At 42.8% G+C, this 24847-nt stretch carries 20 protein-coding genes, 1 tRNA gene and 4 pseudogenes; 7 read left to right on the forward strand and 18 right to left on the reverse strand.

All coding sequences use genetic code 11. The annotated features are described in order from the left end of the window. Positions 1–142: 142 nt before the first annotated feature. On the reverse strand, positions 143–1318 hold the full coding sequence (hmpA, locus tag U2H13_RS14875) for an NO-inducible flavohemoprotein (RefSeq protein WP_376700811.1): 1176 nt from the start codon (positions 1316–1318) through the stop codon (positions 143–145). A 217-nt stretch (positions 1319–1535) separates the two neighbouring features. Here hmpA and U2H13_RS14880 point away from each other — a divergent pair, with 217 nt between their 5' ends. After that, positions 1536–2177 (forward strand): cupin domain-containing protein, encoded by a 642-nt coding sequence (locus U2H13_RS14880; protein WP_376700517.1) that lies wholly within the window; start codon positions 1536–1538, stop codon positions 2175–2177. Positions 2178–2229: 52 nt separating this feature from the next. Here the strand turns inward: U2H13_RS14880 and U2H13_RS14885 are convergent, their stop codons facing one another. Further along, the gene (locus tag U2H13_RS14885; protein WP_014305649.1) at positions 2230–2550 is read right to left on the reverse strand and encodes a hypothetical protein; all 321 of its coding nucleotides are present in this window, start codon (positions 2548–2550) and stop codon (positions 2230–2232) included. 754 nt (positions 2551–3304) lie between these two features. Here U2H13_RS14885 and U2H13_RS14890 point away from each other — a divergent pair. Further along, positions 3305–3488 (forward strand): annotated as a pseudogene (locus tag U2H13_RS14890) (hypothetical protein). A gap of 55 nt (positions 3489–3543) precedes the next feature. Here U2H13_RS14890 and U2H13_RS14895 read toward each other — a convergent pair. Beyond that, positions 3544–3669, reverse strand: a complete 126-nt coding sequence (locus U2H13_RS14895) for a hypothetical protein (protein WP_015387808.1) — start codon at positions 3667–3669, stop codon at positions 3544–3546. Between the two features lie 134 nt (positions 3670–3803). Then, on the reverse strand, positions 3804–4934 hold the full coding sequence (locus U2H13_RS14900) for a tetratricopeptide repeat protein (protein ID WP_376700518.1): 1131 nt from the start codon (positions 4932–4934) through the stop codon (positions 3804–3806). A gap of 1214 nt (positions 4935–6148) precedes the next feature. Between U2H13_RS14900 and U2H13_RS14905 the strand changes: the two genes are divergently transcribed. From U2H13_RS14905 to U2H13_RS14915, 3 genes are all read left to right on the forward strand, one after another. After that, on the forward strand, positions 6149–6616 hold the full coding sequence (locus U2H13_RS14905) for a hypothetical protein (RefSeq protein WP_376700519.1): 468 nt from the start codon (positions 6149–6151) through the stop codon (positions 6614–6616). Between the two features lie 106 nt (positions 6617–6722). Beyond that, a complete protein-coding gene (locus tag U2H13_RS14910; protein ID WP_197083927.1) occupies positions 6723–6875 on the forward strand; it encodes a PhrK family phosphatase-inhibitory pheromone in 153 nt (50 codons plus the stop codon). A 202-nt stretch (positions 6876–7077) separates the two neighbouring features. After that, entirely contained in the window at positions 7078–7200 is a 123-nt protein-coding gene (locus tag U2H13_RS14915; protein WP_269430477.1) for a hypothetical protein, read from the forward strand. Between the two features lie 162 nt (positions 7201–7362). On the opposite strand, the gene U2H13_RS14920 is transcribed toward U2H13_RS14915, so the two are convergent. From U2H13_RS14920 to U2H13_RS14940, 5 genes and pseudogenes are all read right to left on the reverse strand, one after another. After that, on the reverse strand, positions 7363–8790 hold the full coding sequence (locus U2H13_RS14920; protein ID WP_376700520.1) for a HEPN domain-containing protein: 1428 nt from the start codon (positions 8788–8790) through the stop codon (positions 7363–7365). Between the two features lie 256 nt (positions 8791–9046). Then, positions 9047–9379: pseudogene (locus U2H13_RS14925) on the reverse strand (hypothetical protein); the annotation flags it as partial. A 333-nt stretch (positions 9380–9712) separates the two neighbouring features. Continuing rightward, positions 9713–9785, reverse strand: a tRNA-Ala gene (locus U2H13_RS14930). Between the two features lie 128 nt (positions 9786–9913). After that, positions 9914–10744, reverse strand: a complete 831-nt coding sequence (locus tag U2H13_RS14935; protein WP_165409418.1) for an undecaprenyl-diphosphate phosphatase — start codon at positions 10742–10744, stop codon at positions 9914–9916. Between the two features lie 91 nt (positions 10745–10835). Further along, complete coding sequence (locus tag U2H13_RS14940) at positions 10836–11996, reverse strand: AI-2E family transporter (RefSeq protein ID WP_014305691.1); 1161 nt, start codon at positions 11994–11996, stop codon at positions 10836–10838. A gap of 179 nt (positions 11997–12175) precedes the next feature. Here U2H13_RS14940 and U2H13_RS14945 point away from each other — a divergent pair, with 179 nt between their 5' ends. Then, positions 12176–13162 (forward strand): Gfo/Idh/MocA family protein, encoded by a 987-nt coding sequence (locus tag U2H13_RS14945; protein WP_165409417.1) that lies wholly within the window; start codon positions 12176–12178, stop codon positions 13160–13162. Between the two features lie 31 nt (positions 13163–13193). Here U2H13_RS14945 and U2H13_RS14950 read toward each other — a convergent pair whose 3' ends face one another. The 6 genes and pseudogenes from U2H13_RS14950 to U2H13_RS14975 form a co-directional block, all read right to left on the reverse strand. Continuing rightward, positions 13194–13718 carry a type 1 glutamine amidotransferase domain-containing protein gene (locus U2H13_RS14950; protein WP_014418730.1) on the reverse strand — a complete coding sequence of 175 codons (525 nt, stop codon included), beginning with the start codon at positions 13716–13718 and terminating at the stop codon, positions 13194–13196. A 65-nt stretch (positions 13719–13783) separates the two neighbouring features. Then, complete coding sequence (locus U2H13_RS14955; RefSeq protein ID WP_014418731.1) at positions 13784–15790, reverse strand: methyl-accepting chemotaxis protein; 2007 nt, start codon at positions 15788–15790, stop codon at positions 13784–13786. Positions 15791–15905: 115 nt separating this feature from the next. After that, a complete protein-coding gene (locus U2H13_RS14960; protein WP_376700521.1) occupies positions 15906–17891 on the reverse strand; it encodes a methyl-accepting chemotaxis protein in 1986 nt (661 codons plus the stop codon). Between the two features lie 127 nt (positions 17892–18018). Further along, complete coding sequence (locus U2H13_RS14965; RefSeq protein WP_371861498.1) at positions 18019–18972, reverse strand: methyl-accepting chemotaxis protein; 954 nt, start codon at positions 18970–18972, stop codon at positions 18019–18021. Continuing rightward, a pseudogene (locus U2H13_RS14970) lies at positions 18967–20007 on the reverse strand (cache domain-containing protein); the annotation flags it as partial. The pseudogene U2H13_RS14970 and the gene U2H13_RS14965, both read right to left, overlap by 6 nt. Before the next feature lie 184 nt (positions 20008–20191). Then, positions 20192–22208: pseudogene (locus U2H13_RS14975) on the reverse strand (methyl-accepting chemotaxis protein). 141 nt (positions 22209–22349) lie between these two features. Here U2H13_RS14975 and U2H13_RS14980 point away from each other — a divergent pair. Continuing rightward, positions 22350–23087, forward strand: a complete 738-nt coding sequence (locus U2H13_RS14980; RefSeq protein ID WP_043867366.1) for a protein-glutamine gamma-glutamyltransferase — start codon at positions 22350–22352, stop codon at positions 23085–23087. Positions 23088–23104: 17 nt separating this feature from the next. Here U2H13_RS14980 and U2H13_RS14985 read toward each other — a convergent pair whose 3' ends face one another. Genes U2H13_RS14985 through U2H13_RS14995 form a run of 3 tightly spaced genes read right to left on the reverse strand, consistent with a single transcriptional unit; the run spans position 23105 to position 24826 of the window. Next, on the reverse strand, positions 23105–23356 hold the full coding sequence (locus U2H13_RS14985) for a hypothetical protein (RefSeq protein ID WP_014305693.1): 252 nt from the start codon (positions 23354–23356) through the stop codon (positions 23105–23107). Positions 23357–23381: 25 nt separating this feature from the next. Then, on the reverse strand, positions 23382–24413 hold the full coding sequence (locus U2H13_RS14990; RefSeq protein ID WP_103526672.1) for a nitronate monooxygenase family protein: 1032 nt from the start codon (positions 24411–24413) through the stop codon (positions 23382–23384). Beyond that, positions 24410–24826, reverse strand: coding sequence for a secondary thiamine-phosphate synthase enzyme YjbQ (locus U2H13_RS14995; RefSeq protein ID WP_103526671.1), 417 nt, complete (start codon positions 24824–24826; stop codon positions 24410–24412). The genes U2H13_RS14990 and U2H13_RS14995 overlap by 4 nt, the downstream gene beginning before the upstream one ends. Positions 24827–24847 lie beyond the last annotated feature (21 nt).

Genomic DNA, 24847 nt, shown 5'->3' on the forward strand with positions numbered 1-24847 from the left:
ATCAACCTTCCTTTAATTCCGGAATCACTAGATTTATAATTTTACTGGTCATTGATGAAAATTTCAATAAAATAGGGAAAAAGACGGAGAAAGAACACATCGTGCAAATAAAAAAGACTCCTCTTTGAGGAGTCTTTTTTTGTTATGCCATGCTCAGCTGAGGGCCGAACAATTCATATTGAACAGAATCAGAGTCAAACCCGAGTGCGAGAATCATATCTTTCATTTGCGTCATAAACTGTGCTGATCCGCACAAGTAACATTCAGCATCTTGATTCAGATGAAGCTGCTCCAAGAAGGTTTGATCAATCCGGCCGCTGTAAAAAGGCTTGTCTCCTGAGCGGTCTTGTTCTGCCGGTTCACTGTATACATAAATGACGTTAATATTCGGATGATTCTCCGCAGCTTGTTCAGCCTCTTTGCGGAACGCGGCGTACTCTCCGTTTTTCGCGGCATGAATAAAAGTAACGGAACGCTCCGGCTGTTTTTCGGCGGCTGTTTTCAGCATGCACATCATCGGCGTAATTCCGGAGCCGGCACTGATAAGAACAACCGGTTTTTCGGAAGAAGACAGCTTGAAATCCCCGGCGGGTGCGCTGACTTCAAGTTTATCTCCCTCTTGAACTTCATTGTGGAGATGAGAAGAAACCGCTCCGTCCTTTTTCACAGATATCCGATATGCGCCTTTTCGAGAAGCATCAGACAGGCTGTACTGGCGAATGTGCGTATAAGGAGAATCCGCAATCCTCACTTTAATGCTGATATATTGTCCCGCTTCAAATCCAGGAAGCGAAGAGCCGTCACTCGGTTTGATATAAAATGATGTGATATCTTTGCTTTCTTTTGTTTTCTGTATAACCGTAAATTCTTTATACCCCTGCCATCCGGCTTCATTGTACATGTCTTTTTCAATGCCGATAAAAGCCTCCGCAATAACACCGTAAGCTTTTTCCCATGCCTGCATAATTTCAGGAGTTGCGGCATCCTGCAGCACATCCTTAATCGCCAGAAGCAGATACTTTCCGACAATCGGATAATGTTCCGGTTTTACACCGATGCTTGTGTGTTTATGGCCGATCTGTCTGACCGCCGGAATGATTTGTTCTAATTGATCAATATTCGCCGCAGCCGCAATGACTGTATTTGCCAATGCTGCGCGCTGAGTCTGTTTCTTTTGGTTCGTTTGGTTAAACATATTTAACAGTTCGGGATGATCTTGAAACATCAGGTTATAAAAGCGTCCGGTGATGTTTTCTCCATGTGTTTTCAATACAGGTACTGTGCTTTTGATGATGTCTATTGTTCTCTCGTCCAGCATGTTCATCCTCAACCCTTCTAAAGATGTATTTTCAATATATCTTTATAGTAAGAGATATTTCGAATAAAAGATATATCTAAAATGAATCTTTAAAAAAGCCGTCACAATATTGTGTTGGTTTTGGAATTTATGGATTTCACCTCCTTTTTTATCACCCGGTGAAACAGGGACACATATATTTGGGAATATACGTTTCAAGATGAAAGCGGGGGATTGCATGGTTTCCGATATCGATTACACGTCTCCGAATACACAGTTCACTTATGATGTGAATGAGAGCCGTTTTTTTACGAAAGATGCTCGGAACTTTATCAATGTATTGGGGATTAAACAGTTAAACACGCTTGAAAATATTTCATTATTAGATATCTTTCTGAGTAAAACAAATGTGATTGAACCGCATACCCATCAAAACGCCGCTGAATTGGTGTACTGTATTTCGGGTTCCGCGGTGGTGTCGATGCTGAATCCGTTCACCCAGAAAATACGGAATTATCCGATCTCTCCAGGACAAGTGGCGAATGTTCCGCAGGGGTGGTGGCATTATGAAGTCGCCACTTCAGACAAAACCCACCTTTTGGCCATATTTGACGCCCCTTCGCCTGAAGTGATATACGGCTCGGATATTCTCCGTCTGACGCCGCCTGAGATCATGGCGCATACGTACTGTCTGAATGAGCACGAGTGGGAAAAAGCCGTTTCACCGATCCGGCAATCAACTGTGATAGGTCCCGATAAATACTGCGGACAGTCTGAAAACACGGGTATTCATGATATGAATAAGCCTTATCAGCCAAATACGCATTATCCGAATGATCCGTATCGGCATTATGTTCAGCAGTTCTATAGGGGGTATTAAGCGGATCCGCATCGACAGAAAGAGCCCCTCATTGCAGAGGGGCTCTTGATCATTACGGTCCGGTTCCGCAGCTTACTTTGTACTCGCCTTCGGACGATTTTTTTGAATAACATACGTGCGGCGTCTGTCCGGTTTCATCTTTCCAATTGAACCAATTTACATAATAAAGGTTCCCGGCCTCTCCGCCTCCTTCTTCTTTTTGAAGAATCGCAAAGTAGCTTTGATACGGATATCCTTTTTTATAAATGTCATGCCTGATGGCTCCTTTTTCTGAAGCAGACGTGAAGATGACAGGAGAAAGAGCCGGGAGCGCCGTTAAAAGAAGTGCCAGTGCAGCTGACAGAGATAATATAAGATAGATTTTCTTTTTCATTTTCTCTCTTTCCTTTATTTTGAGTTGTTAGAAATGAAGCGGAACACAGAGGCTGCTGCAGAGGATGAAAAAACAAAAAAACCCTTATTTATAGAATAAGGGTTTAAAGGTATGGAGCCAAGGGGGCTCGAACCCCTGACCTCTCGCTGCCGGTGTGGAGATGCTTTTCTGATAGGAACAGACGTTTTGTTTCAAACCCTAATCTTTTATTTGGCTAAAAATGAATAAGCTGGTCCCCAAATAGGATAATAAATTAAAGGTTAATTTTCCACTAGATCTGCCATCAAAACGCCCATCCAATCAATAATAATAGTAAAAGTAAACAAAGTGCTAGGATAACAAAAGAAATATTCTTTGCAATTCCTTTAGGCGATTTGATTGCTAGAATACTCCCCACGACAATTCCTAGCATTCCAAGCGCCCAATGAATATGAGGCAGAAAGCACAATACGAATAAAAGAATGATAAGCGACACGATCCCAAAATACTTTCTCATTTCTCTCCTTTCTATTTTCCCTCCATTAAATTGAAAAGAAAATTGAACTTATAAATATTGAGTGCCATATTTTTTAAATATTAGCATAGAATTATCGTTCGAGCTTTATGACGGCGGATACATACGCGAGGTTATCTGCGCAGTTCATTACGGGACCACCTACGGAAGGAATTTCGTGTGAAGAACTTAAAGGGGGATACATTATTGTATTTGATTCTCTTTTATCCGTTGAGACTTATGAAGTTAAGAGATGATCAAATGACTGATTTTGAACGAAAAGTGTACCGGATTTCTTTAGATCCAATTCAGGAAAAACCCCTCCTTGGACGAATTGAAGAGAAAAACCGGTAAGGATGAACGCGCTATCCGGGAAGCAGTGAAGAACCTCATGAGGCAGTGTGTGCTGAAGTGGGATAAGCATAAAAACAAGTGGATGTTTTGAAACAATATAATGAAGAAAGGAAAAAAGCCTTTTCCGAAGAAAAGGCTTAAGCTGTTCAAGTTTGAAGGCGATCTGAAGCTACTTTGATTGTATCTTGTGCTTGTTTTTCTACTGAGTTCACACCCACTTCGCATATAAAAGATAACGACAGACCCAAAATAATGAAGATGCTTTTTTTCATACTGGCACTCTCCTTCTTAGGTTTGATTACGATCAGATGAAACTTGATAAGATCCATCAAATGAAACAGACGATGCCGTTAGACCGGCCCCTGACATTAAAACGACAGCCGATACAATGATAAATACGCCTTTTCTAAAATTCATACAGGCATTCTCCCCTCTGAATTTGTTTTTGCGTTTGAATCATTTTTTGATGATAAAAATAAGATTTGTCATATTGCTTTGATTCTGCATAAACAGCAGCCGTATCAAGAGCAATATCTTCTACATACGAATAGTTTTTATTTTTCTCAAGGTAATCAATTGTTTTTTTGATTCCCAATTGGTCTATTGCATTAATATATAAAGCCTCCAAATATTTTTGCAGAGATTCAAACAGCTTATCCCCTTGATATATCGCTGATGAAAGTCCCTTTTTACTGATTTGAATCGCCTCGCTTGTTTTCCCTTGTTTAAATAGAAGCTTTGCGTATGTAAACAAGGAATGCGGAAGGTTACCCAATTTATACTTTTCAGATATCTCCGCTGCTTTTTTTAAGTAGATTTCAGCTTTACTGTATTCTTCTAGGTCTCCGTAATTCTTTCCTATGTTGTAATAAGCAGAACTGAGCAGCCTTTCATTATTGTTTACTTGTTTCGACAACTCTAAAGCTTTTTCTAAATGAGGCAAACTTTTTTCAAAGCGTTTAAAGTCAACATAATTCCCTGATATGACAAATAGACATTGAATTTTCCGGACCTTATACAACTCATACTGATCGTAAATATCGAGTGCTTGCTTTACGTGATGCATAGAGACGTGGCTTTGTTTCATACCGTAATATGCTTCAGCCAGTTTAAAATGAAACTCCGCTCTCTCAATTTCATCATGCACATGAACGAGTTGTTTTTCAGCCTCTCTATAAAAGCCGATCGCCTTTACATACTGCTTTTGATCAAATTCATACATGCCGCGGAAAAATAAAGAGTAATAGCACAGCAGGCCGGAAATTCCTTTATTTGATGCTTCGATTTTTTCCAGCAGCTCGTCAATTGTCGGTCTCACACGGGTAGTCACCGGTTCTAAATAATCCAGCATGAGCTGATGACGGAATTTCATGAGGGTATAGTAAATCAACAAATACTCGTCTTCTTCCATCTCATTTATTTCTTGCTCGACTTCCGCTTTCAAAATTTCCGCATCCGGAACACTGAACTGACGTATCATTTTGTACCATTCATTAATTTTAACGCCTACCTCTGATGATGGTAAAACAGAACTCACAAGGCCACTCCTCCTTTTATATAATATTCTAATATTTCCAAATTATGTTTGTATGAAAAAAACCGCAATTTGTTTGCGGTCTGCCAGATTACTTATTTTCACATAACTGTTGGAAACGGCCATTCCATTTGCGATAATAAAACTAATGTATGGGGAATATAATTGGGAGGATTATGGATGTGTCATTTTAAAATGCGCCTTACTTTATCACTCAAATGTTTTAAGCTCATGAAAATGTGTACTTTGGAATTGGTTTATAAGTAGACTCTCTACAAGTCTACTTTATTTTTTTCTCATAAATAAACGAGGTGAAAATCAATGGATGGTATAAAATTTTTAGAAGATATGACACGACTCGGAGTAATCATTTTGGTGTTCTCCAGATATGCTGTTTACTGGAAGTTAGGTAAAACAAAAAGAGAGCGAGGGCTTACAAAATTTGAAGCTTGTCTTAGGTTCTCTGTGATGTTCGGTATATTAGCTTGGGGGGTTTCGACTCTTGCTTTGAGTTTATGGTCATAATCCTTTTTGTCAATATTCGACTTATCCTGTCTAAACAGATTAAAACCAGATAAATGTACCCTTATTTAGAATAATATGTTACCGTGTAGTTTCTTTCCCAATTTTCCAAAAGAGGAAATTATAACCTTATAAATGATTGCTTTTTCTGGCGTCGGTTTTCTTTCTTGCTATTGTGACAATAAGTATTGCAATAGCTGTTATACTGTACGGAGAGGTGAAAAATGGAAAGGGATATGGATTTAATACGAAAAATTTTAATTAGTATCGTTAACGGTAATGATTTCAAAGCTATAGCTATTGAGTACATTAAAGAAGCAATTAATATCCTTTAAGGTATAGACTTTCCGGCTTACATCTCTAACTTCACCTTTAACCTTTACTTTGCCGTCCATTTAGCACTGGACCTCTCGTATGTCTTTTGTTGAAGTAAGGATAGAGTACTACTTCTTTTTATTTGAGGCATTGTAAGAATCCTACAATCAAAACTTTCAAAATGCCATAAACCTATTTAAAATTGCTGAGAAAAAGTTATCCATTATTCCTGATGAAATTGAAGCTGCTGAATTTTATTCTAAAGTTGCATCAATGTACATGATGCTCCGTCAGAGTATTGTTTCACAAATTATATAAACAACGCACTCAATATTTATAAAGAGAATGAAAATTACAAAAAGAAGTATACAACTGCACTTATGGTTGTAGGAACTAACTATACAGATCTTGGCCATTTTGATAAAGCTGAAGAAGCTTATTTCCAAGCAGTTAGAATTTCAAAAGTGCTTGATGATAAATTTTCCGAAGCACAAGTCCATTATAATTTAAGTAGTACATACTCAGCGGCAAACAGACCCCAAGACTGTCTCAACGCACTGATAAAATCCATAAGAAATAAAGAGTGGAGACAATCGGTTTATTACATTAACTCTCTTTACATGGCTACCAAAGAGTTATTCCTCATGGATCAAAAAGAATCTGTATATTATTACAAAAAAGAACAAGGAGATTTAATCCATAAAGAGAATAAAGTGTATGAGGCTAAAATAAACATCATTTATGCACTTCTTCAAGATAATCAAAACGAGACCATTGAGCAATGTTGGAGTTACATTCATTTCCTTCAAGAAAAGAATGACTTAGACAGTGTTCTTGACTTTCCTTGATTATCTCTCAGTACTGCGAGGAGAAAAAATGTTATTAGGATGCTCTTGAATTTTCTAAGCGAGCTATCTTAGGCGAAAAGAAAATGAGGCAGTTGGAGGGAATAGGATGAAAAGATTAATACTTCGTGTGTCGGTTACAGCTATTGTCTTAAGTGGGTTAGCTGCTGGCGTTAGTTTGTTTACTCAGTCAGACATTCAATTTAGTGAAAAACCAGTCGGAACTGGTATCCAAATTGCAGAGAGACCAGTTGGAACTTAGAGTGAGGGGTATAAGATGACAAAAGGCGTTAAAATAACGTTATGGAGCATCCTAGCCGTATTGATCTTGTTAGCAATAATAGGAGTTGTATCATATTATCAGACTCCATCAATGTAAAGAATCTATCATTAAAGTGCAGCCCTATAATGGGCTTTTTTGTATTAGATAAGAACTTAGGCTATTAAGTGCAAGGTGAAAAAAGATGAGCAAAGAAATAAATACAAAAGAACTTGATGAGGAACTAAAAAGAGTTCTTAAAATGTTTGATGATGTATTAGAGATTTATGAACAACATGACGGCGAACCAGATATTAAGCTGGTGTAAATTGCCCTTCATGTCTAAAAAAATCAATCAACTAATTATGTTTGTAAACTGGAATGGGAACAAGCATGTACACTTTATTTGCGAGTGTGGCTGTCGAGTGCATCAATAATTATGAGTAATAAAACACCCTATCCTTTAAACTGGATAGGGTTAAATTCATTTTTACTTCTTCTTATTTAAAACCTCATTACTTTGATCTAAGAATCCTCTCATTGTTCTATGCTCTTTAACCTTCTTAAATATTAATTCCTCTTCTAATCCTAATTCTTTCAAGACTATAAAAATAAGAATTACCTTCATTCTATATGAAGCATAAAATTTTCCAATAGGTTCTTCAAGAATCATTTTTTTATTCGTATAATCAAAATGAGTTAAATAATTTCTTGTTTCAACTACTTTTTGAATAAAACGATCTCTATTCTCGCTATTCCCTATTAAAAAGATTTTAACATCCTGTGACAACCCATTTATTAATTCTTTTAATCTTCTCCCTAAGTTATATTCATTGCCATGATTGAATTTATTTAAAAAGAAGGATTTTACTTCTTCATCCTTAATATTTTCAGTAATAAATTGCTTTATTTTTTCTGTATTATCACTATATAATTCTTGGTCTATTTTAGCTCCTTCATAGAATCTTCTATGAAAGATTTCTAATGTTTGAACAGAATTAATAAATTTAGTATCAAGATATAATTTTTCAAAATTAACTAAGTGAAAACTTATTATCGTTTTTAGCTTCTCTTCTTTCTCAAACCAATTATTTAGTATTGACTCAAGGTTTTCTTTTACATCATTATACTTAAAAAGGAACTGAATATTTCTTTTTTTCTTTTTAACTTCTTTAATACTCTCAAAATATTTGTATTCTAAATATCTTTTTTCTTCCTTTTTAAACACCCTAAATAAAATATGCTCATCTGATGTAGTATAATCTAATAAAAGATTTAAAAAGCCTTTAAAAGAACGAACTATATCCAAAAACCAAGTCAGATTCTTGTTTTCGTCTGGACTTATTTTAAACCAGGAAGTATGACTAGCATTGATCTCTACCTTTGAAATAAAATCTCTTTTTGTATTCCCAATAAAATATTCTTCAATTGTGGTGTTAATGCTCTTTATCTTGTATTCTTTTGTTTCTGGAGGAAAATATTCTATTTTATAATAGTTATCTTTAGTTGATCGTTCTTCTTTAAATACCGCTGGATCAATCCAGGGGGTTAAGTAATCTGCGCTAAACAATACATTATCAAAAGTTTCAGGAAATTCTTCTGTATAATTACCTGCTAAAAAACTTCTCACGTTATAGGTTTCAATAGGTATGCCTGGCGAAGAAGATCTAGACCCACTTCTATTTAAGACATCAAGTTTAAAGCTTTCTCCACCTACAGATATTCCGTAAATTTCTTCAGGTGTTTCATTTTCAAAGTTTAGAAAGTAATCTTCACCAAGAACCCCAATTAAATCAAGCGTGATTTCTTCAGGAGTATACTTTAATGTCCCGGTTACCATTTTATCTGGATTATCCTTTGTCCACCATTTTCCCATCGTTTCAAAAGTTTCAAGCCTTCCTCTTTTCCTTACTTTCAATATAATTCCCCCCATTGAAATTAGATCAACTTACCGTTGTTTATTATTAATACCATTATCCTATATCCAAATCCAAAAATAAACAAAAAAGCGTATTTCCGCTACGTAATACGCTTATAAATTTATTTATCTCATATTGAAATTTAGATTAATACCACTTTGTTTTAGTCCATTAACAGATTGTTTATACATCAAATCAACTGCTTTTTGTGGATTTCCTGATTCATTAACTGTAATGGAGTCGTCCATTGAAAGTTATTGATCTTATCCTTTGTTTCCTGTATTGCTTGGTTTTTCTCCCTTGATTCCTTCTGATACTTAGCTTCTTCGTCTTCATTGTCGATCTCATCAATCTTATCTTGTGTCGCTTTCTGATGCGCTTCTAACTCAATATCACGCATTTTTTCGTATATCTCTTTGTAGATGGATACTACTTCCTCAGCTAATGATTTATAGATTTGATCGCCTTCTTGGTGTTATAAAGCTCAAGATTAAAACCTTTCTGTTTATCTTTCCAATTCTCGATCTCATCTGTAATTTGCTTCTGAATTTCAGGGAAACCTTTTGCAGCTTTCTTTTGAGCCTCCAAGAAACGTACACGCCTCCCTAATGCTTTATTTTAGACATTAAAGAGATATCCGAAAGACTTGGACATGCAAAATCAAGCTTTTCCTATGACACGTATGTGCACATCATGTCTAAAGCCAAGAAGAAACTTATAGATAACCTGCAGCGATCAATAAAATTGTCCACCTATGATGAGGGTCATTTTTTTGTTTCTTTTCTTAAAATAAGATACAGTGTTGCCACTTTAAAAACTCAGACACAAATGTTGCCGTTTTATTGCCAATTAGAGATTAGAGCAAATAAAAAACCACTCTTGAAAGTCTCAAGAATGGCTTTAGATCAAGCTTCATTAGTATGGAGCCAAGGGGGCTCGAACCCCTGACCTCTACGCTGCCAGCGTAGCGCTCTCCCAGCTGAGCTATGGCCCCGTGCTGTAACGTCATGTTTTATTATAGACGACTCTTCTATGAATTTCAAGCAGAAAATTCAGTTTGCTCATATTTTCCTGAGACGTTTTTCGAACATAAAAAGAAGACCCTCCGGGGGGCCTCTTCGTTTATCGCACGAGCATGATTAAAATGATGCCGAGGATGACACGGTAAATGGCGAACGGGACAAGCTTAATCCGGTTAATGAGCCGAAGAAAAAACTTGACGACTAAGAGGGCGACGACAAAGGCGCAGATAAAGCCGACAAGAAAAAACGGAATCATGTCATAAGAAAGACTGCTCCAGTATTTCACCAGCTTCAGAAGGCTTGCGCCCGCCATAATCGGAATCGCCATAATAAATGTGAAGTCTGCGGCTGCCCGGTGATTCAAGCCGACAATGACACCTCCGGCAATCGTTGAGCCTGAGCGGGAAAACCCGGGCCATAAGGCAAGACACTGGAATAATCCGACACAGAAAGCCTGTTTGTAGGTGATTCTGTCCACCGTATCGATCGTTTCTTTCCTTTTATTGATCCAGTCCGCTATAAGCATAAGCACGGCTCCGGCAATTAATCCGTAAGCGACCGTTCTGACGGAGAATAAATAGCGGTCAATGAAATCCTCAAATAAAAAGCCGAGCACCGCTGCCGGAACAAGACCGACGGCGATTTGCGCGATGGTCAGCCTGTATCCCTTCTGCTGATCGCGCGTGACGTTTTTTTTGAAGCCGAGTAAATGTAATATCCGATCCTTAAACACAATGGCCACCGCCAGAATCGAACCGAGCTGAATTACCACTTTGAAGGAATTGGCGGCTTCCGGATTCATCAGGCTTCCGGATTTCAGCCAAATGTCATCCGCTATGATCATATGTCCCGTGGAAGAAACCGGCGCGTACTCCGTCAGCCCTTCGACGATTCCCAAAACGGCTGCTGTGAACATCTCCCATAGTGTCATCCCATTCTTCCCTTCATTCATCATTTACAAAAGAGAAGCTCTCCTTTGAAGGAAAGCCTGTCTTATAATAAATATCATGTCCGTTCCGATTTTATGACTTCGATACAGCATCATTTTTTTCTTCTTCATATAAATGCGAGCGCATTTTGAACCAATCAAACAGATGGGTCGTCACCACTTTGATGACCGCATACCCCGGGATGGCTAAAATAATGCCGACAACCCCGAACAGCTTTCCGGCGGTTAAAAGAACAAAGATGATGGTAATCGGGTGAATGTGAAGATTTTTCCCCATGATCTGCGGAGAAATTAATTTTCCTTCCACGAGCTGGACAACGGTCCAGACAATCGCAAGCTTCAGCAGCATAAGTGGCGAAGTGACCAACGCGATAATAATCGCCGGCGTGATGGCAATGGTCGGCCCTAAATACGGAACAACGCTCGTACAAGCGGCAATGACCGCAAGCAGTGACGCATAATCAAGTCCGATAATCAGATAGCCGATAAATAATAAAAACCCGATACAGAAGCTGACGATGACCTGTCCTCTGATATAGGAGCTTAATCTGTGGTTCATTTCACTAAGCATCGTATACGTTTGTTCTTTCAGACGGGTGGGCACAAACTTTAAGATATAAATCGGCAGTTTTTTGCCGTCTTTCAGCAAATAGAACAGAATAAACGGCACGGTCACAATCGAAATAATCACTTCAGTCAGCGCGCCGATAAAATTCCCGACTCCGGTAAATGTGCTGTTTGCAATTGTCGCCGCCTGCGCCGATACTTTATTAGCGAGATCGGAAATGTTGATATTCATCGTCTTTTGCGCCTGATTTACAAAATCGCTTCCGATCAGGCTTTTCGTCTGATCTTCAACGATATCCACATATTTCGGCAGATTGTCGATCAGGCTCATGATCTGTTCCTTTAAAAACGGGATAATTGAAACGACCGTAATCGAAATCAGCCCTATAATAATGAGGTAAAGGAGCAGGATGGAATAGACTCTTTTCACTCTTATTTTTTCCAATATATCTACGATCGGATTAAGCAGATAATAAACAATTCCTGTCAAAATGACGGGGAGCGCAATCGTTTTGAGCAGGACGATAATAGGTGTGAAAATAAATGATGTCTTCATAAAGACAAGGATATTGAGACCGATGAGCAGCAATACAAGCAAAAACAAGACAAATTTATTGTCTAAGAAAAACTGTTTAAATCTGCCGCCCCATGTTTGCAATGTTTCCACTATTGTTCCTCCATCATATGTATTTTACTTAAATTGTACACTATCGTTCCTGTAATGAAAAATAATAACCGGTCTCTATGGGAATTTTTCCTATCTCTTTAGCTGCCAGCCTTTTTTCCATTTATGTTTCTCAGAAAAAAAGCTATAATGTAAGCCAATACATAGAAGGAGCGATAGCAATGATTCGATTTGCAACAGTCGGAACGAATTGGATTACAGAACGATTTCTGGAGGCGGCTTCTGCTATTGATGATTTTCAGTTAACGGCGGTTTATTCCAGAACTGAGGAACGTGCGGCGGAATTCGCCGGCAAACACGGCGCTGCTCATTATTTCACCAGCCTGAAAGAAATGGCGGAAAGCGAAGCCTATGACGCGGTGTATCTCGCCAGCCCGAATGCATTTCACAAAGAGCAGGCGGTCCTTTTTATGGAACACGGCAAGCATGTACTGTGCGAAAAACCGTTTGCGTCTAACGCGAGGGAAACGGATGAAATGATTCACGCAGCCAAAACGAACGGCGTTCTCTTGATGGAAGCCATGAAAACGACGTTCCTGCCGAACTTCAGCATGCTTCAACACCACTTACATAAAATCGGACCCGTCAGGAGATTCACGGCAAGCTACTGCCAATATTCATCACGATATGATGCATATAAAAACGGTACGGTGCTTAACGCGTTTAAGCCTGAATTATCGAACGGTTCGTTAATGGACATCGGCGTGTACTGCATTTATCCGGCCGTCGTCCTGTTCGGTAAACCGAAAAACGTCATTGCGACCGGTCATAAACTCTCATCCGGCGTTGACGGCGAAGGCACGGTCATTCTGTCATACGACGGATTTGAAGCGGTGCTGATGCATTCGAAAATCTCAAATTCGTTTGCCCCGGCGGAAATTCAGGGTGAAGACGGCACGATCGTTCTGGACAGCATTCACGGACCGGAACGGGCGGAAATCCGCTATCGTGACGGCCGGACGGAAGACATTTCAGTCCCTGATCTGAAACCGTCGATGTACTACGAAACGGCTGAATTCATCAATCTCCTTCGAAACGGACAGCGGGAGTCTTCCGAAAATACGTTTGAACGTTCTTTCATTACGGCAAGCATTATGGAAGAAGCGAGAAAACAAATCGGAATTGTCTTTCCCGCCGATCAAAACTAAAAACATCCGCCCAGATTCGGGCGGATGTTTTTTATTTGGACGCTAACAGATCAGCAAACGCTTTTGCATACTGCGGAAGGTCGGGCGGGCGGCGGCTTGATACAATGTGGCCGTCAGTTACGACAGCTTCATCCAGCCACTGTGCCCCTGCATTTGTCATGTCGTCTTTGATGCCGGGCGTGCTCGTTACTTTTTTTCCTGCGAGAATTCCGGCAGATATGAGCACCCAGCCCGCATGGCAGATCTGGCCGATCGGCTTTTTCTGCTCGTTCATCGTACGGATGATCTCCAAAACTTCAGGATATCTTCGCAGTTTGTCAGGAGCCCAGCCGCCAGGCACGAGCACGGCATCATACTCCTGAATAATCAGGCTCTTAAAATCGTAATCCGCCGTCGCGGGCACGCCGTATTTTCCTTTGTATGAACGGCCCGCTTCTTCTCCTATTAAATGAACGATCGCGCCTTCCTCTCTCAGCCGGTAGACGGGATACCAAAGCTCTAGGTCTTCAAAATCGTCACTGACAAGCGCTATGACTTTTTTGCCTTCTAATCTCATCACTGCCACTCCCTTCTTTTATATTAGTGTATCGCTTTTTTCAGATGAGGAAAAGAAACAGCTCGCTACAGCTGTTCTTCGTCTTCAGACTGAATCGTAAATTTCCGTGTGACCTGCTGCAGTTCTTCAGCCATATGCGCAAGCGTTTCGGCGGATGAACTGATTTCTTCCATGGAGGCCAGCTGCTCTTCAGCTGAGGCGGCGATGTCTTGAATGCCGGCGGACCCTTCTTTGGCGACTGAGGTAATGTCCTCCACCGCGTTTGTCACATTTTGCGACCCGGCTGCAAGCTTCTCAAGCGTTCCGTTCATATGCTGTAAGGCGCCTGAAATCTGAGTCGTCATTTCTGAGATTTTTTTGAAGCTTTCGGCCGTTTGATCCGTAATATCGAGGCCTTCCTTCACATCTTGATTCACCGCTTGGAATACGGAAAGCGATGTGGCGATTTCTTTGACGATTTCCTGAATCAGCGTTTCGATTTCCTTCGCGGAGCCGGCTGATTGTACGGCAAGCTTTCTCACTTCTTCCGCAACGACGGAGAAGCCCCGCCCGTATTCGCCTGCTCTGGCGGCTTCAATGGCAGCGTTTAAGGCAAGCAGATTTGTTTGATCGGCAATGCCGTTAATGACGTTCAGAATGCTCTTAATGTCGTGCGACTTCGTTTCCAGCCCTTTTACGACCGCTTCCGCCTGCTGTACGGAACGATCAATTGTTTTCATCTGGCCGACCGTTTTCGCCACTAATTCTTCTCCGCTTCCGGCCGTTTCAGAGGTTTGGATGGCGGATTCAGTGATTTCCGCCGATACATTCGCCGTCTCGGCAATGCCCGCATTCATTTGGGAAAGGTGATCAGCACTTTCTTCCAATTTCTCGCTTTGTGATTCGTTTCCGTTTGAGAATTGTTCAATCGCCAGTGTAATATGCTCTGTCGCCTTGCTTGTCTGTCCGGCAGATGCCGTCAGCTCTTCGGATGAAGAAGCGACATGTTCGACGGATGATTGAATGACGCCGATGACAGACCGGAGTGATGCCGACATCTCATTGAAGCTTTGGCTGAGCTGCCCGAATTCATTTTTTGACTTGATGTCAATGACTTCCGTTAAATCGCCGTCACTGATTTTAGCTGATGTCGAAACAAGTTTTTTGAGCGGTTTTGCAATCGAGCGAATGATAAAAAAGATTAAAACCCCGCCGACGATAAGAGAAACCGCCAGGATGATCAGCGCCATTTTCATGACAGGCGAGGCTGCGTCATGGATCTCACTGACAAAAAATGTGCCGGCGATTTTCCAGCCCGTCAGTTTGTTTGTCGTGAAGGCCATTTTCTTCTGCTGTCCTTCAAACATGTATTCAAACGATCCGCTTGATTTGGAAAACACTTCTTTCGTCCACTCTCCGGAGCCTTCCGTTCCCGCTTTTATAGTCGGATGGGCGATGTATTTTTTATCTCCCGTTGTAATGAAGGCAAATCCTTTATGACCGATCTGGACGCGTTCGGAAGCGTTCAGCAGGTCGCCCAGATTAATATCAAGCGCCACAACGCCTGATCCGTCTTTTGTCTGCTGGGCAATCGTAACGACCGTCTGTCCGGTTGCAGCGTCTTTATAAGGCTCGGTAAACACCGGCTGTCCGCTTTTTTCAACCGCTTTTGTATACCACTCGCGCGTGAGCGGATTATAATCGGACGGCATATCAGCGGACGGATATTTCACGAACGCTTTGTCGCGAGACGCGGCGTAAATTGACGCGACATCGTCATTTACGGTGACATACTGCTTCATATTGTCGAGCAGTACCGATTTATTTTTTGTGTTCAGTTTTTCCTTAGTGATTGATTCGCTGTAGTAGTCAATCGCTTTGAGCTTGCCTTCGAGCATGTTTTCCAGCACGCTGTTCAGTTCGCTGACATTTCCCTGGGCGCTGTGGGTCAGTTCGCTTTCTAGTGAATTCCCCGCCGTTTGGTAGCTGAAGTAGGCGAGTATGCCGACCGGGAGCACCAATACGGCTAAAAATGCCGCGATCAGCGGCTTGCTGATGGATGGCTGTTTGATCCAATGTATCAGTTGTTTCATTTTTTCAGTCTCCTTCTTTGAAAAGCTAAATCTAATATCGTCAGATAGGACAAAAGATTTATTAAAAAAACTAAAAAAAACACCCAAACAGCACATTTGGGTGTTCTATGACCTATTAATCTATTTTAAATCGTTTCGTCATATCACGTAATTCTTCCGCCATTTGGGATAACGTTTCCGAAGACGAACTGATTTCTTCCATTGAAGCCAGCTGTTCTTCGGCGGAGGCCGCAATATCCTGAATGCTGGCGGAGCTTTCTTTTGCGATGGACGCGATTTGCTCAGAAGCTCCTGAAATCTGCTGAGATCCTGCTGTCAGCTGTTCTACCGTCGCATTCATATTTTGAATTTCTCCGGCGATCTGGTTCGTCATTTCAGAAATCCGTTTGAAGCTCGTTTCGGTCTGATTCGTAATATCCAGTCCGCTCTCCACCTCTTTGTTGACGGATTGGAACATGCCGAGAGATGTATTGATTTCGTTGACGATTTCTATAATTAAGCTTTCGATTTCTTTCGCTGAATCGGCAGACTGGACCGCAAGTTTTCTGACCTCTTCGGCGACGACTGAGAAGCCCCGGCCGTATTCACCCGCACGCGCGGCTTCAATTGCCGCGTTCAGCGCAAGAAGGTTTGTCTGATCAGCGATTCCGTTAATGACACGGAGAATGTTTGTAATGTCTTTTGATTTTGTTTCAAGTCCGCGCACCACTTGTTCAGCTTCTTTCACTGACCGGTCAATGACGTTCATTTGGCCGACCGTCTGGTGGACGAGCTTTCCGCCTGAATTGGCGACTTCCGCTGATGTGGCAGAGGATTCGGTAATGACGGCAGATGCTTTCGCCATATCTTCAAGCCCGCTGTTCATTTGGTAAATATGTTCCGCCGCGCTTTCAATATTTTCACTTTGGCTTTCATTTCCGTTAGAAAATTGTTCGATCGCCAATGTGATATGTTCGGTTGCCTTGCTTGTCTGCTCCGCTGAAGCCGTCAGCTCCTCTGAGGAAGATGCGACGTTATTCACGGAATCCTGGATGGCATGGATGAGAGACCTGAGCGAAGCGGCCATATTGTTAAAGCTTTTGCCAAGCTCGCCTAATTCATCTTTTGACTGGATCTCGATCGTTTCTGTTAAATCGCCTTCACTGATCTGTTTCGATGATGTCACAAGCTGCTTGAGCGGTTTTGTGATTGAACGGATAATCAGCACCATGACGATGGTTCCGATCACAATCGCTAATACGAGAACGAGCAGGGACAGATGAAGGATCGGCAGGGCCGCTTCATGAATTTCGTCCAGATACATCGTTCCGGTAATCTTCCAGCCTGTCAGCCCGTTCGTATCATAAACCATTTTCTTTTCCTGGCCGTCGTATTTGTATTGAAAATCACCTTTTTTGCTGGTGAACAGCTGTTCAGCCCACTCCCCGTTTAATACTGTGCCTGACGCACGGTTCGGGTGGGCGACCACTTTTTTGTCTTTCGTCAGGATAAAAGCGTAGCCTGATTTTCCGATGTTCACTTTCTTTGTCGTTTTCAGAAGCTCATCGATTTTCATATTGATGGCGACGACCCCTGAGCCGTCTTTCGTCTGCTGAACGACCGTCACGACCATCGTATTGGTGGAAGCCGTGCGGTAAGGATCTGTTACAACAACTTTCCCCTTATTTTCCACGGCCTTTTTATACCAGTCTCTTTCAAGCGGATTATATCCTTTAGGCATCTGCAGATCCGGATACCGTGTGAAATGTCCTTCCGTGTCACTCGTATAGATGGATTCCACGTCTTTATTGATCTTCATGTACTCTGTGAATTTATCGGTAATTTGCGATTGGTTTTTCGGCTTGTACCGATCCTTTGTGAGCCAGTCGCTGAAATATGCCGTTCCGTCTTCCTTTTGGCTGATGCTTGTGTTGATCATATCGTTAATCTGCTGCACATTATCTAGTGCGCTTCCCATCATCTGCCTGTCAAGCGTGCTTACCGCCGATTGATAGGCGATAAAAGCCAGCGTTGAAATAGGAAGAATGAGAATGGCCAAAAAAGAAATGAGCAGTTTTCTTGTAAGCGATCTCTGCTTGATGATTTGCACAATTTTTTTCATCTGCTATATCTCCTCTTGCGTGTTTACCCTTCATATCGGCAATTATGGGTAAATATACACATCCAAAAAGAAGAAATATAACGAAACATACTTTTTACCTATTGAAAAATTAGTCTTTTAGACTTAATTAAGAGTTTATCTTAAAACGCCTTGTCAGTTCGCGTAATTCTTCCGCCATTTTTTCCAGCGTGACGGCTGAGGAACTGATCTCCTCCATGGACGCAAGCTGCTCTTCAGCTGAAGCCGCGATGTCCTGAATGCCGGCCGCGCTTTGTCTGGAGACTGCCGCGATATCCTCTGAAGCGTTTGATACTTCCTGAGATCCGGCAGAAAGCTGTTCCACGGTTGCATTCATATTTTGCAGTTCACCGGCAATCTGATTTGTTTTGGCGGAAATGTCCCGGAAGCTTTTTTCCGTTTCGTCCGTTAACTGAAGTCCGCTTTTCACCTCGTGATTGACGGATTCCAGCATTCCGAGCGAAGTATGAATTTCTTTGACGATTTCATGAATTAAGGATTCGATTTCTTTCGCTGAATCGGCGGATTGGACGGCAAGCTTTCTCACTTCTTCGGCAACAACTGAAAAACCGCGTCCGTATTCTCCCGCTCTTGCCGCTTCAATGGCTGCATTTAAAGCAAGGAGATTCGTTTGATCCGCAATGCCGTTAATGACGCGCAAAATGCTGGTGATGTCCTGCGATTTGAGTTCAAGCCCTTGTACGACTTGCTCCGCTTTACTTACGGATTGGTCAATGGCGCCCATCTGGCCGGCTGTTTTCTTGACAAGCCGCTCACCGGCGCCGGATATCTCCGCCGATTCAATTGACGTTTCCGTCACCACGGCTGCCGCTTCCGCCAGATCGCTGAGCCCGTCTTTCATCTCATTCACTTGTGCTGTCGCTTTATCAATACTCTCACTTTGGTCTTCCGTTCCATTAGAAAACTGTTCAATCGCAAGGGTGATATGTTCCGTTGCTTTGCTCGTCTGCTCAGCCGAAGCCGTCAGCTCCTCTGAGGAAGAAGCGACATGTTCAACAGAGTCCTGAATTCCCTGAATAAGCGAACGGAGTGAATCTGTCATATGATTAAAACTTTTACCGAGCACGCCGAGCTCATCTTGAGAGCCGACATCAATGGTTTCCGTCAGATCCCCGCTGCTGATTTTTTCCGCTGAAGCTACGAGACGTTTTAACGGTTTGGTAATTGAGCGGATGACAAAATAAATGAAAATCATCCCTGCGGCAACGGCTATCGCCAATATGATAACGGCCAGAGTCAGAACCGGTCTTGCCGCATCTTTGATTTCATCCACAGACATGGTTCCGCTGATCTTCCAGCCCGTCGCTTCATTGGTCACGTACGCCATTTTTTTCGCTTTCCCGTTCAGCGTATATTCATAGTCGCCTTTTTGCCCGCTGTATAATGTATCAACCCATTTTCCCGATACCGCCGCGCCGGCTTTTTCATCACTGTAAGCAACGGCTTTTTTATTTTTACTGAGGATAAAGGCGTATCCTTCTTTTCCGATGTTCACTTCTTTTGTCATCGTGATGAGATCGTCGATTTTTATATCAATGGCGACGACGCCTGATCCGTCTTGCGCCGCGCGGGCCATGGTGACGACCATCTTTTTGTTTGAGATGGACTCATAAGGGTCCGTGATGATGGTTTGGCCTTTATTCTCCATGGCTTCCTGATACCAGCTTCTTTCAAGCGGATTGAAATCGGACGGCATATCGGCATGCGGATAACGGGTAAACGTTCCTTCCTTGCTGCTTGAAAATATGGCGGACGCTTTATCATTGCTTTCAATAAACTGTTTGAACCTTTCTTGCATTTCCGTTTGGTTTTTTTCTTTAAATTTAGCGCTTGTCGCCCATTCGCTGAAATATGCTGAGCTTTTTGTAAACATTCCGATCCGGTCATCAATCATATTGTTTAAGATTTGCACATTTCCTTCGGCGCTTTCCATCATTTGCTTTTCAACGGATGAAGCCGCCGAACGGTAGGCGCCGGCAGCCAATACTGCTACCGGAATAATTAAGATCAGTAAAAATGAAATAATAAGTTTTTTGGCTATTGATTTTCTGGCGATTTTTTTTGCTGTTTTTTTCAATTTTGTAAACCTCTTTCAATTATTTACTGTTTATATCGGACGACTCCCTTTTTATTACATTGAAAATGAAGTCATAAATGAAAAATAGTTCTATGTGCTCCCTTTGTATGCAAGACTTTTTATTCAATTATCCGGCTGTCACTATAAAAAAGGACGCCTTCCACCTGGAAAGCGTCCTTTTTTACTAGTTGATTTTAAATTGTTTCGTTAATTCCCGCAGTTCTTCGGCCATTTGCGCCAACGTATCGGCGGATGTGCTGATTTCTTCCATTGATGCAAGCTGTTCTTCTGCGGATGCGGCAATATCCTGAATGCTTGCTGCGCTTTCCCGTGATACGTCCGCAATATCCGTCACTGCAGCTGAAACGTGCTGAGAGCTGTCTGACAGCTGTTCAACCGTGCCGTTCATCGATTGAAGCTTCTCGGCGATGTCGTTCGTCATGCCGAAGATATTCTGGAAGCTTTCTTTCGTGCGGTCCGTTACGGCAAGTCCGGATTGAACTTCTTCATTAACGGATGTGAACATGTGAAGCGATGTATTAATCTCAGCCGTGATTTCCTGAATGAGTTTTTCAATCTCTTTGGCAGAACCGGCGGATTGGACGGCAAGCTTTCTCACTTCTTCCGCAACCACTGAAAAGCCCCGCCCGTATTCACCCGCTCTTGCCGCTTCAATGGCTGCATTTAAAGCAAGCAGGTTTGTCTGATCGGCAATACCGTTGATGACTCTTAAAATATGAGTGATGTCTTTTGATTTGGCCTCAAGACCTTTTACAACCGCTTCCGCCTGCTGGACCGATTGATTGATGAGATTCATCTGCCCGACGGTTTGCTGCACATATTCTTCCCCGGTGCCGGCAGCTTCCTTCGATTGTTTAGATGCTTCCGTAATGGATGATGATGTGCGGGAAACGGCGGCGAGTCCGTCATTTATATGATTCAGCTTGGCTGAGCTTGAATCGACTTTTTCGCTTTGCTCTTCGTTTCCATTTGAGAACTGCTCAATGGCCATTGTAATATGTTCCGTCGCTTTGCTTGTCTGCGAAGCTGAAGCGGTCAGCTCTTCCGATGACGCGGCCACGTTGTCGACAGAGTTTTGGATCGCGCTGATCAGTCCGCGCAGAGATTCTCCCATTTCATTAAAGCTCGCGCAGAGATTCTCCCATTTCATTAAAGCTCGCGCCGAGTTCGCCCAATTCATCTTTCGAGCGGATATCAATGGTTTCAGTCAAGTCTCCGCCGCTGATTTGTTTAGAAGAGCGGACAAGCCGTTTCAGCGGTGACGTAATGGATCTGACAATCAACAGAATTAAAATTCCCCCGATGATAATGGATGCTGCAAGGACAATCATCCCCATCGTCAGCACCGGTTGTGAGGCGTCTTTAATTTCGTTGAGCTCCATGCTCCCCTCTATTTTCCACCCGGTCAGTTTATTTGTCGTAAACGCCATTTTTTTATTTTGATCATCGAGCTTGTATGAAATAATGCCGCTGTCTTTGCTGTATACCTCATTCAGCCACGGGGTTGAAACTTTATCGCCCGGTTTGTGGTCTTTATGCGCGACATAGGTTTTATTTTTGGACGTGATAAACACGAATCCTTTTTGCCCGATTTTGATTCCCTGCATCTGCTTCAGCAGCTGGTCAATCGTAATATCCATGGCCACTACGCCTGTTCCGTCCTGCATCTGCTTTGCCACGGTAATGACCATGCTGCCGTCGCTTGCCGCGGTGTAAGGGTCGGTGACAACGAGCGTGCCGCCGGCCTTCACAGCGTCTTTATACCAAGTGCGTGTTCTCGGATCGTAATCGGCCGGAGTATTCTCCTTCGGCGCCTGTGCGTAGCTGCCGTCTTCCGTACCTCCGTAAATGCGGGCTACGTCCTTATGAATAGACGTGTATTGCCCGAACTTTTCTTCAAGAGCAGACATGTTTTTCTTTGAGAAGGATGACCCTTTTAACGTTTCACTGAAAAATTCAATCGCCTTTGCTTTTGCGCCGATATCATTTGTAATGGTTGTGTTAAAAGATTCGATGTTATTTTTCGCGTTGCCTGAAATCTGATCATCCAGCGAATTGCTCGCCGTATGGTATGAACTGAATTCTAACACGAGAATCGGTATGATTAAGATCACGATAAATGAAATGATTAATTTACGTGAAATCGATGCCTTTGTGCACCAATTAATGAATTTTTTCATATTAAGCTGCTCCCTCAAGTGTGATACCTTATATATCGGCTCAGTCTTCACATTTTGTTAACATTTCCTCCTTTTTTATGACTTGATTTTCATTGCCCAAGCTTCCTGCATATCTTATAAAAAAAGATAGGGGGCGCGCAGATGATTATCATATCCGGCCAAGTGCTTCGGCCTCAGGACATCGCGAACTGGCAGACGGAAGAAAGCCTTGTTCCGTATATAAATGACCTGCTCAATTCTCCCGTACAATTCGATTACGGGTCGATTGCTGAACTGATGTTCGAGGTGCGGCTGCGCCGCCATATTGTGGAAGCCGCAAGAGAATTGCACGGATCAGGTGTGAAATTTGCAACTTTCGCCAAAACATACGGAAATACGGCTTATTGGAGACTGACGCCGGAAGGAGCCCTGGAGCTGAAGTACAGGATTCCCGCTTCAAAAGCGATTCGGGACATTATTGAAAACGGGGCGTTTTACGCATTTGAATGCGCTACCGCCATTGTTGTGATTTATTATCTGGCCGTCTTAAAGACAATCGGTGAAGAACGGTTTAACCGGCGTTTCCGGGATATCACTTTGTATGACTGGCACTATGAGCATCTGCCGATCTACACGGAAACCGGCAGCCACTTTTTACGGGGAGATTGTTTATATTTTAAAAATCCTGATTTTAACCCTGCAAAGGCCCAGTGGCGGGGAGAAAATGTCATTGTGATGGGGAATGATCAATATTTCGCCCACGGTCTCGGGATCCTGACCGCTGAACAAATCATCCAGAGATTGAATTCTTTAAGAAAAAAAAATGCCGTGCAGCCGGCTTATCTGCTTAACCAGGCAACAAGGCTTGATGCACCCGCGCTTTATCAGATCATGCATTAAAACAATCCCATCGTCTGTCATTGTGACGATGGGATGTGAAATGCTTTTCTTTTCCGGTAAAAAGCCGTCGTGCCGAGCGCTTGGTTTGCAGCCCATTCAAACTTCTCTAAATCATGGCGGGTGACGGCTCTGTCCCGTCTGCTCCATTTAATGGCGCGGACAAAGTAATACCCTTTAATCGGCGCCATGGTGACTTTGGAATGCGGAAAATCTTCAAAGACAAACTCAATAGTTCCTCTTTTTTTATAGGACATTTGAAGAATCTTCATCATCCATCACCTCACGATTTCTGGATTATGATTCGCACAATCCGTCCAAAACGGTTTTCACGTCTGTCGGCCCTTCAAGTTTCGCGGCGGACTGGCCGGCCCATAAAGACATATACTCCGCGTCTCCTGATTGAGCCGCGTGCCCGCGCATCGGCTTTGTCAGCGTATTATGCAGCGGATAAGGCAGCGTTTTTCCCTCGTCAGCTTCATATGTTTTCATGAACTGATTTACGATTCCCCGCGCCTGTTTTCCCGAAAACAGGGTGGTCAGCCGCGTATCGGCTCCTTTTGATTCGGCAATGGCTTTTTGGTATGCCGGTGAGGCGCTGCTTTCTTCACAAAGGAGAAACGGTGTTCCTACTTGAACGCCGTCCGCACCCAAACATCGGGCCGCCTGCACCCCGCGGCGGTCAAAAATGCCGCCTGCCGCAATCACCGGGATATCCAGCGCGTCTTTAGCCTGCGGAATCAGCGCCATAAGGCCGAGAGCCGGTTCTCCTTTAACCGGCAGAAACGACCCGCGATGCCCGCCGGCTTCTATTCCCTGAAGGATAACGGCGTCCATTCCCCGTTCTTCAAAAGCCTTCGCTTCCTCCGGCGTTGTCGCCGTGCCGAAAAGGAAACAACCGCTTTTCTTCAGCTTTTCCGCCGTTTCTTCCGGCGGCAGGCCGAAGGTGAATGAACACGCTTTGACTCCGTAACGGATCAGAAGCTCCGCTTTTTCCTCGAAATCATTCCATTCTTCTTTCAGATCAGAGAACGGCTTGGCGTCTTTTGCCCTCGGAATGCGGGCTTTCCATTTTTCAACCAGTTCCGCCTCAGGCATCTGTCTTTCTTCCGGGACGAAAAGATTTACTTGAAAGGAGCGGTCCGTCAGCTCTTTCATCTCGATAAGCTGTTTTTCAAGCGCTTGCGGGCTGACGTATCCTGAAGCGAGGCTTCCGAGCGCCCCTTCATTTGATACCGCCGAAGCCAGACGCGGCGTGACCAGCCCGCCGGCCATCGGGGCCTGAATGACGGGCTTTGTTAATGATAATGGACCCATCCACTCACTCATTTGTTTTCCTCCGTTTCAGCCTGTATTTTGATATAACATGTTCTGTTTCGCGGACCGTCAAATTCGCAAAAATAAACGCCCTGCCATGTTCCGAGTATCAGGCGCCCGTCTTCTATGATGACATGCTGGGAGGCGCCGGTTGTACTCGCTTTCATATGTGCCGCCGTATTTCCCTCCATATGCCGGTCCAGTTCGTGCTCCCACGGATACACTTCGTCAAACCTGCGGAGCATATCCCTTTTCACCTCCGGGTCGGCATTTTCATTGATGGTAATGCCGGCGGTGGTATGGGGACAGTATATGAGCGCCAAACCGTTTTTTACGCCTGTTTCGCGGAGAAAAGATTCGGCTTCATGTGTGATGTCGATCATTTCATCCCTTTTGTTTGTTTGAATCTGCAATTTTTTCAGCATATGAATGCCTCCTTTCTTTTT

The sequence above is a fragment of the Bacillus sp. A1 genome, assembly GCF_042296235.1.
In the GTDB taxonomy this organism is placed as follows: domain Bacteria; phylum Bacillota; class Bacilli; order Bacillales; family Bacillaceae; genus Bacillus; species Bacillus velezensis.

What these genes read in the sequence shown, in the direction of transcription:
- hmpA (WP_376700811.1), bottom strand. Translation starts at nt 1,318, where the DNA reads ATGCTGGACGAGAGAACAATAGACATCATCAAAAGCACAGTACCTGTA.
- U2H13_RS14880 (WP_376700517.1), top strand. Translation starts at nt 1,536, where the DNA reads ATGGTTTCCGATATCGATTACACGTCTCCGAATACACAGTTCACTTAT.
- U2H13_RS14885 (WP_014305649.1), bottom strand. Translation starts at nt 2,550, where the DNA reads ATGAAAAAGAAAATCTATCTTATATTATCTCTGTCAGCTGCACTGGCA.
- U2H13_RS14895 (WP_015387808.1), bottom strand. Translation starts at nt 3,669, where the DNA reads ATGAAAAAAAGCATCTTCATTATTTTGGGTCTGTCGTTATCTTTTATA.
- U2H13_RS14905 (WP_376700519.1), top strand. Translation starts at nt 6,149, where the DNA reads ATGGTTGTAGGAACTAACTATACAGATCTTGGCCATTTTGATAAAGCT.
- U2H13_RS14910 (WP_197083927.1), top strand. Translation starts at nt 6,723, where the DNA reads ATGAAAAGATTAATACTTCGTGTGTCGGTTACAGCTATTGTCTTAAGT.
- U2H13_RS14915 (WP_269430477.1), top strand. Translation starts at nt 7,078, where the DNA reads ATGAGCAAAGAAATAAATACAAAAGAACTTGATGAGGAACTAAAAAGA.
- U2H13_RS14935 (WP_165409418.1), bottom strand. Translation starts at nt 10,744, where the DNA reads ATGACACTATGGGAGATGTTCACAGCAGCCGTTTTGGGAATCGTCGAA.
- U2H13_RS14945 (WP_165409417.1), top strand. Translation starts at nt 12,176, where the DNA reads ATGATTCGATTTGCAACAGTCGGAACGAATTGGATTACAGAACGATTT.
- U2H13_RS14950 (WP_014418730.1), bottom strand. Translation starts at nt 13,718, where the DNA reads ATGAGATTAGAAGGCAAAAAAGTCATAGCGCTTGTCAGTGACGATTTT.
- U2H13_RS14955 (WP_014418731.1), bottom strand. Translation starts at nt 15,790, where the DNA reads ATGAAACAACTGATACATTGGATCAAACAGCCATCCATCAGCAAGCCG.
- U2H13_RS14960 (WP_376700521.1), bottom strand. Translation starts at nt 17,891, where the DNA reads ATGAAAAAAATTGTGCAAATCATCAAGCAGAGATCGCTTACAAGAAAA.
- U2H13_RS14965 (WP_371861498.1), bottom strand. Translation starts at nt 18,972, where the DNA reads ATGACAGATTCACTCCGTTCGCTTATTCAGGGAATTCAGGACTCTGTT.
- U2H13_RS14980 (WP_043867366.1), top strand. Translation starts at nt 22,350, where the DNA reads ATGATTATCATATCCGGCCAAGTGCTTCGGCCTCAGGACATCGCGAAC.
- U2H13_RS14985 (WP_014305693.1), bottom strand. Translation starts at nt 23,356, where the DNA reads ATGAAGATTCTTCAAATGTCCTATAAAAAAAGAGGAACTATTGAGTTT.
- U2H13_RS14990 (WP_103526672.1), bottom strand. Translation starts at nt 24,413, where the DNA reads ATGAGTGAGTGGATGGGTCCATTATCATTAACAAAGCCCGTCATTCAG.
- U2H13_RS14995 (WP_103526671.1), bottom strand. Translation starts at nt 24,826, where the DNA reads ATGCTGAAAAAATTGCAGATTCAAACAAACAAAAGGGATGAAATGATC.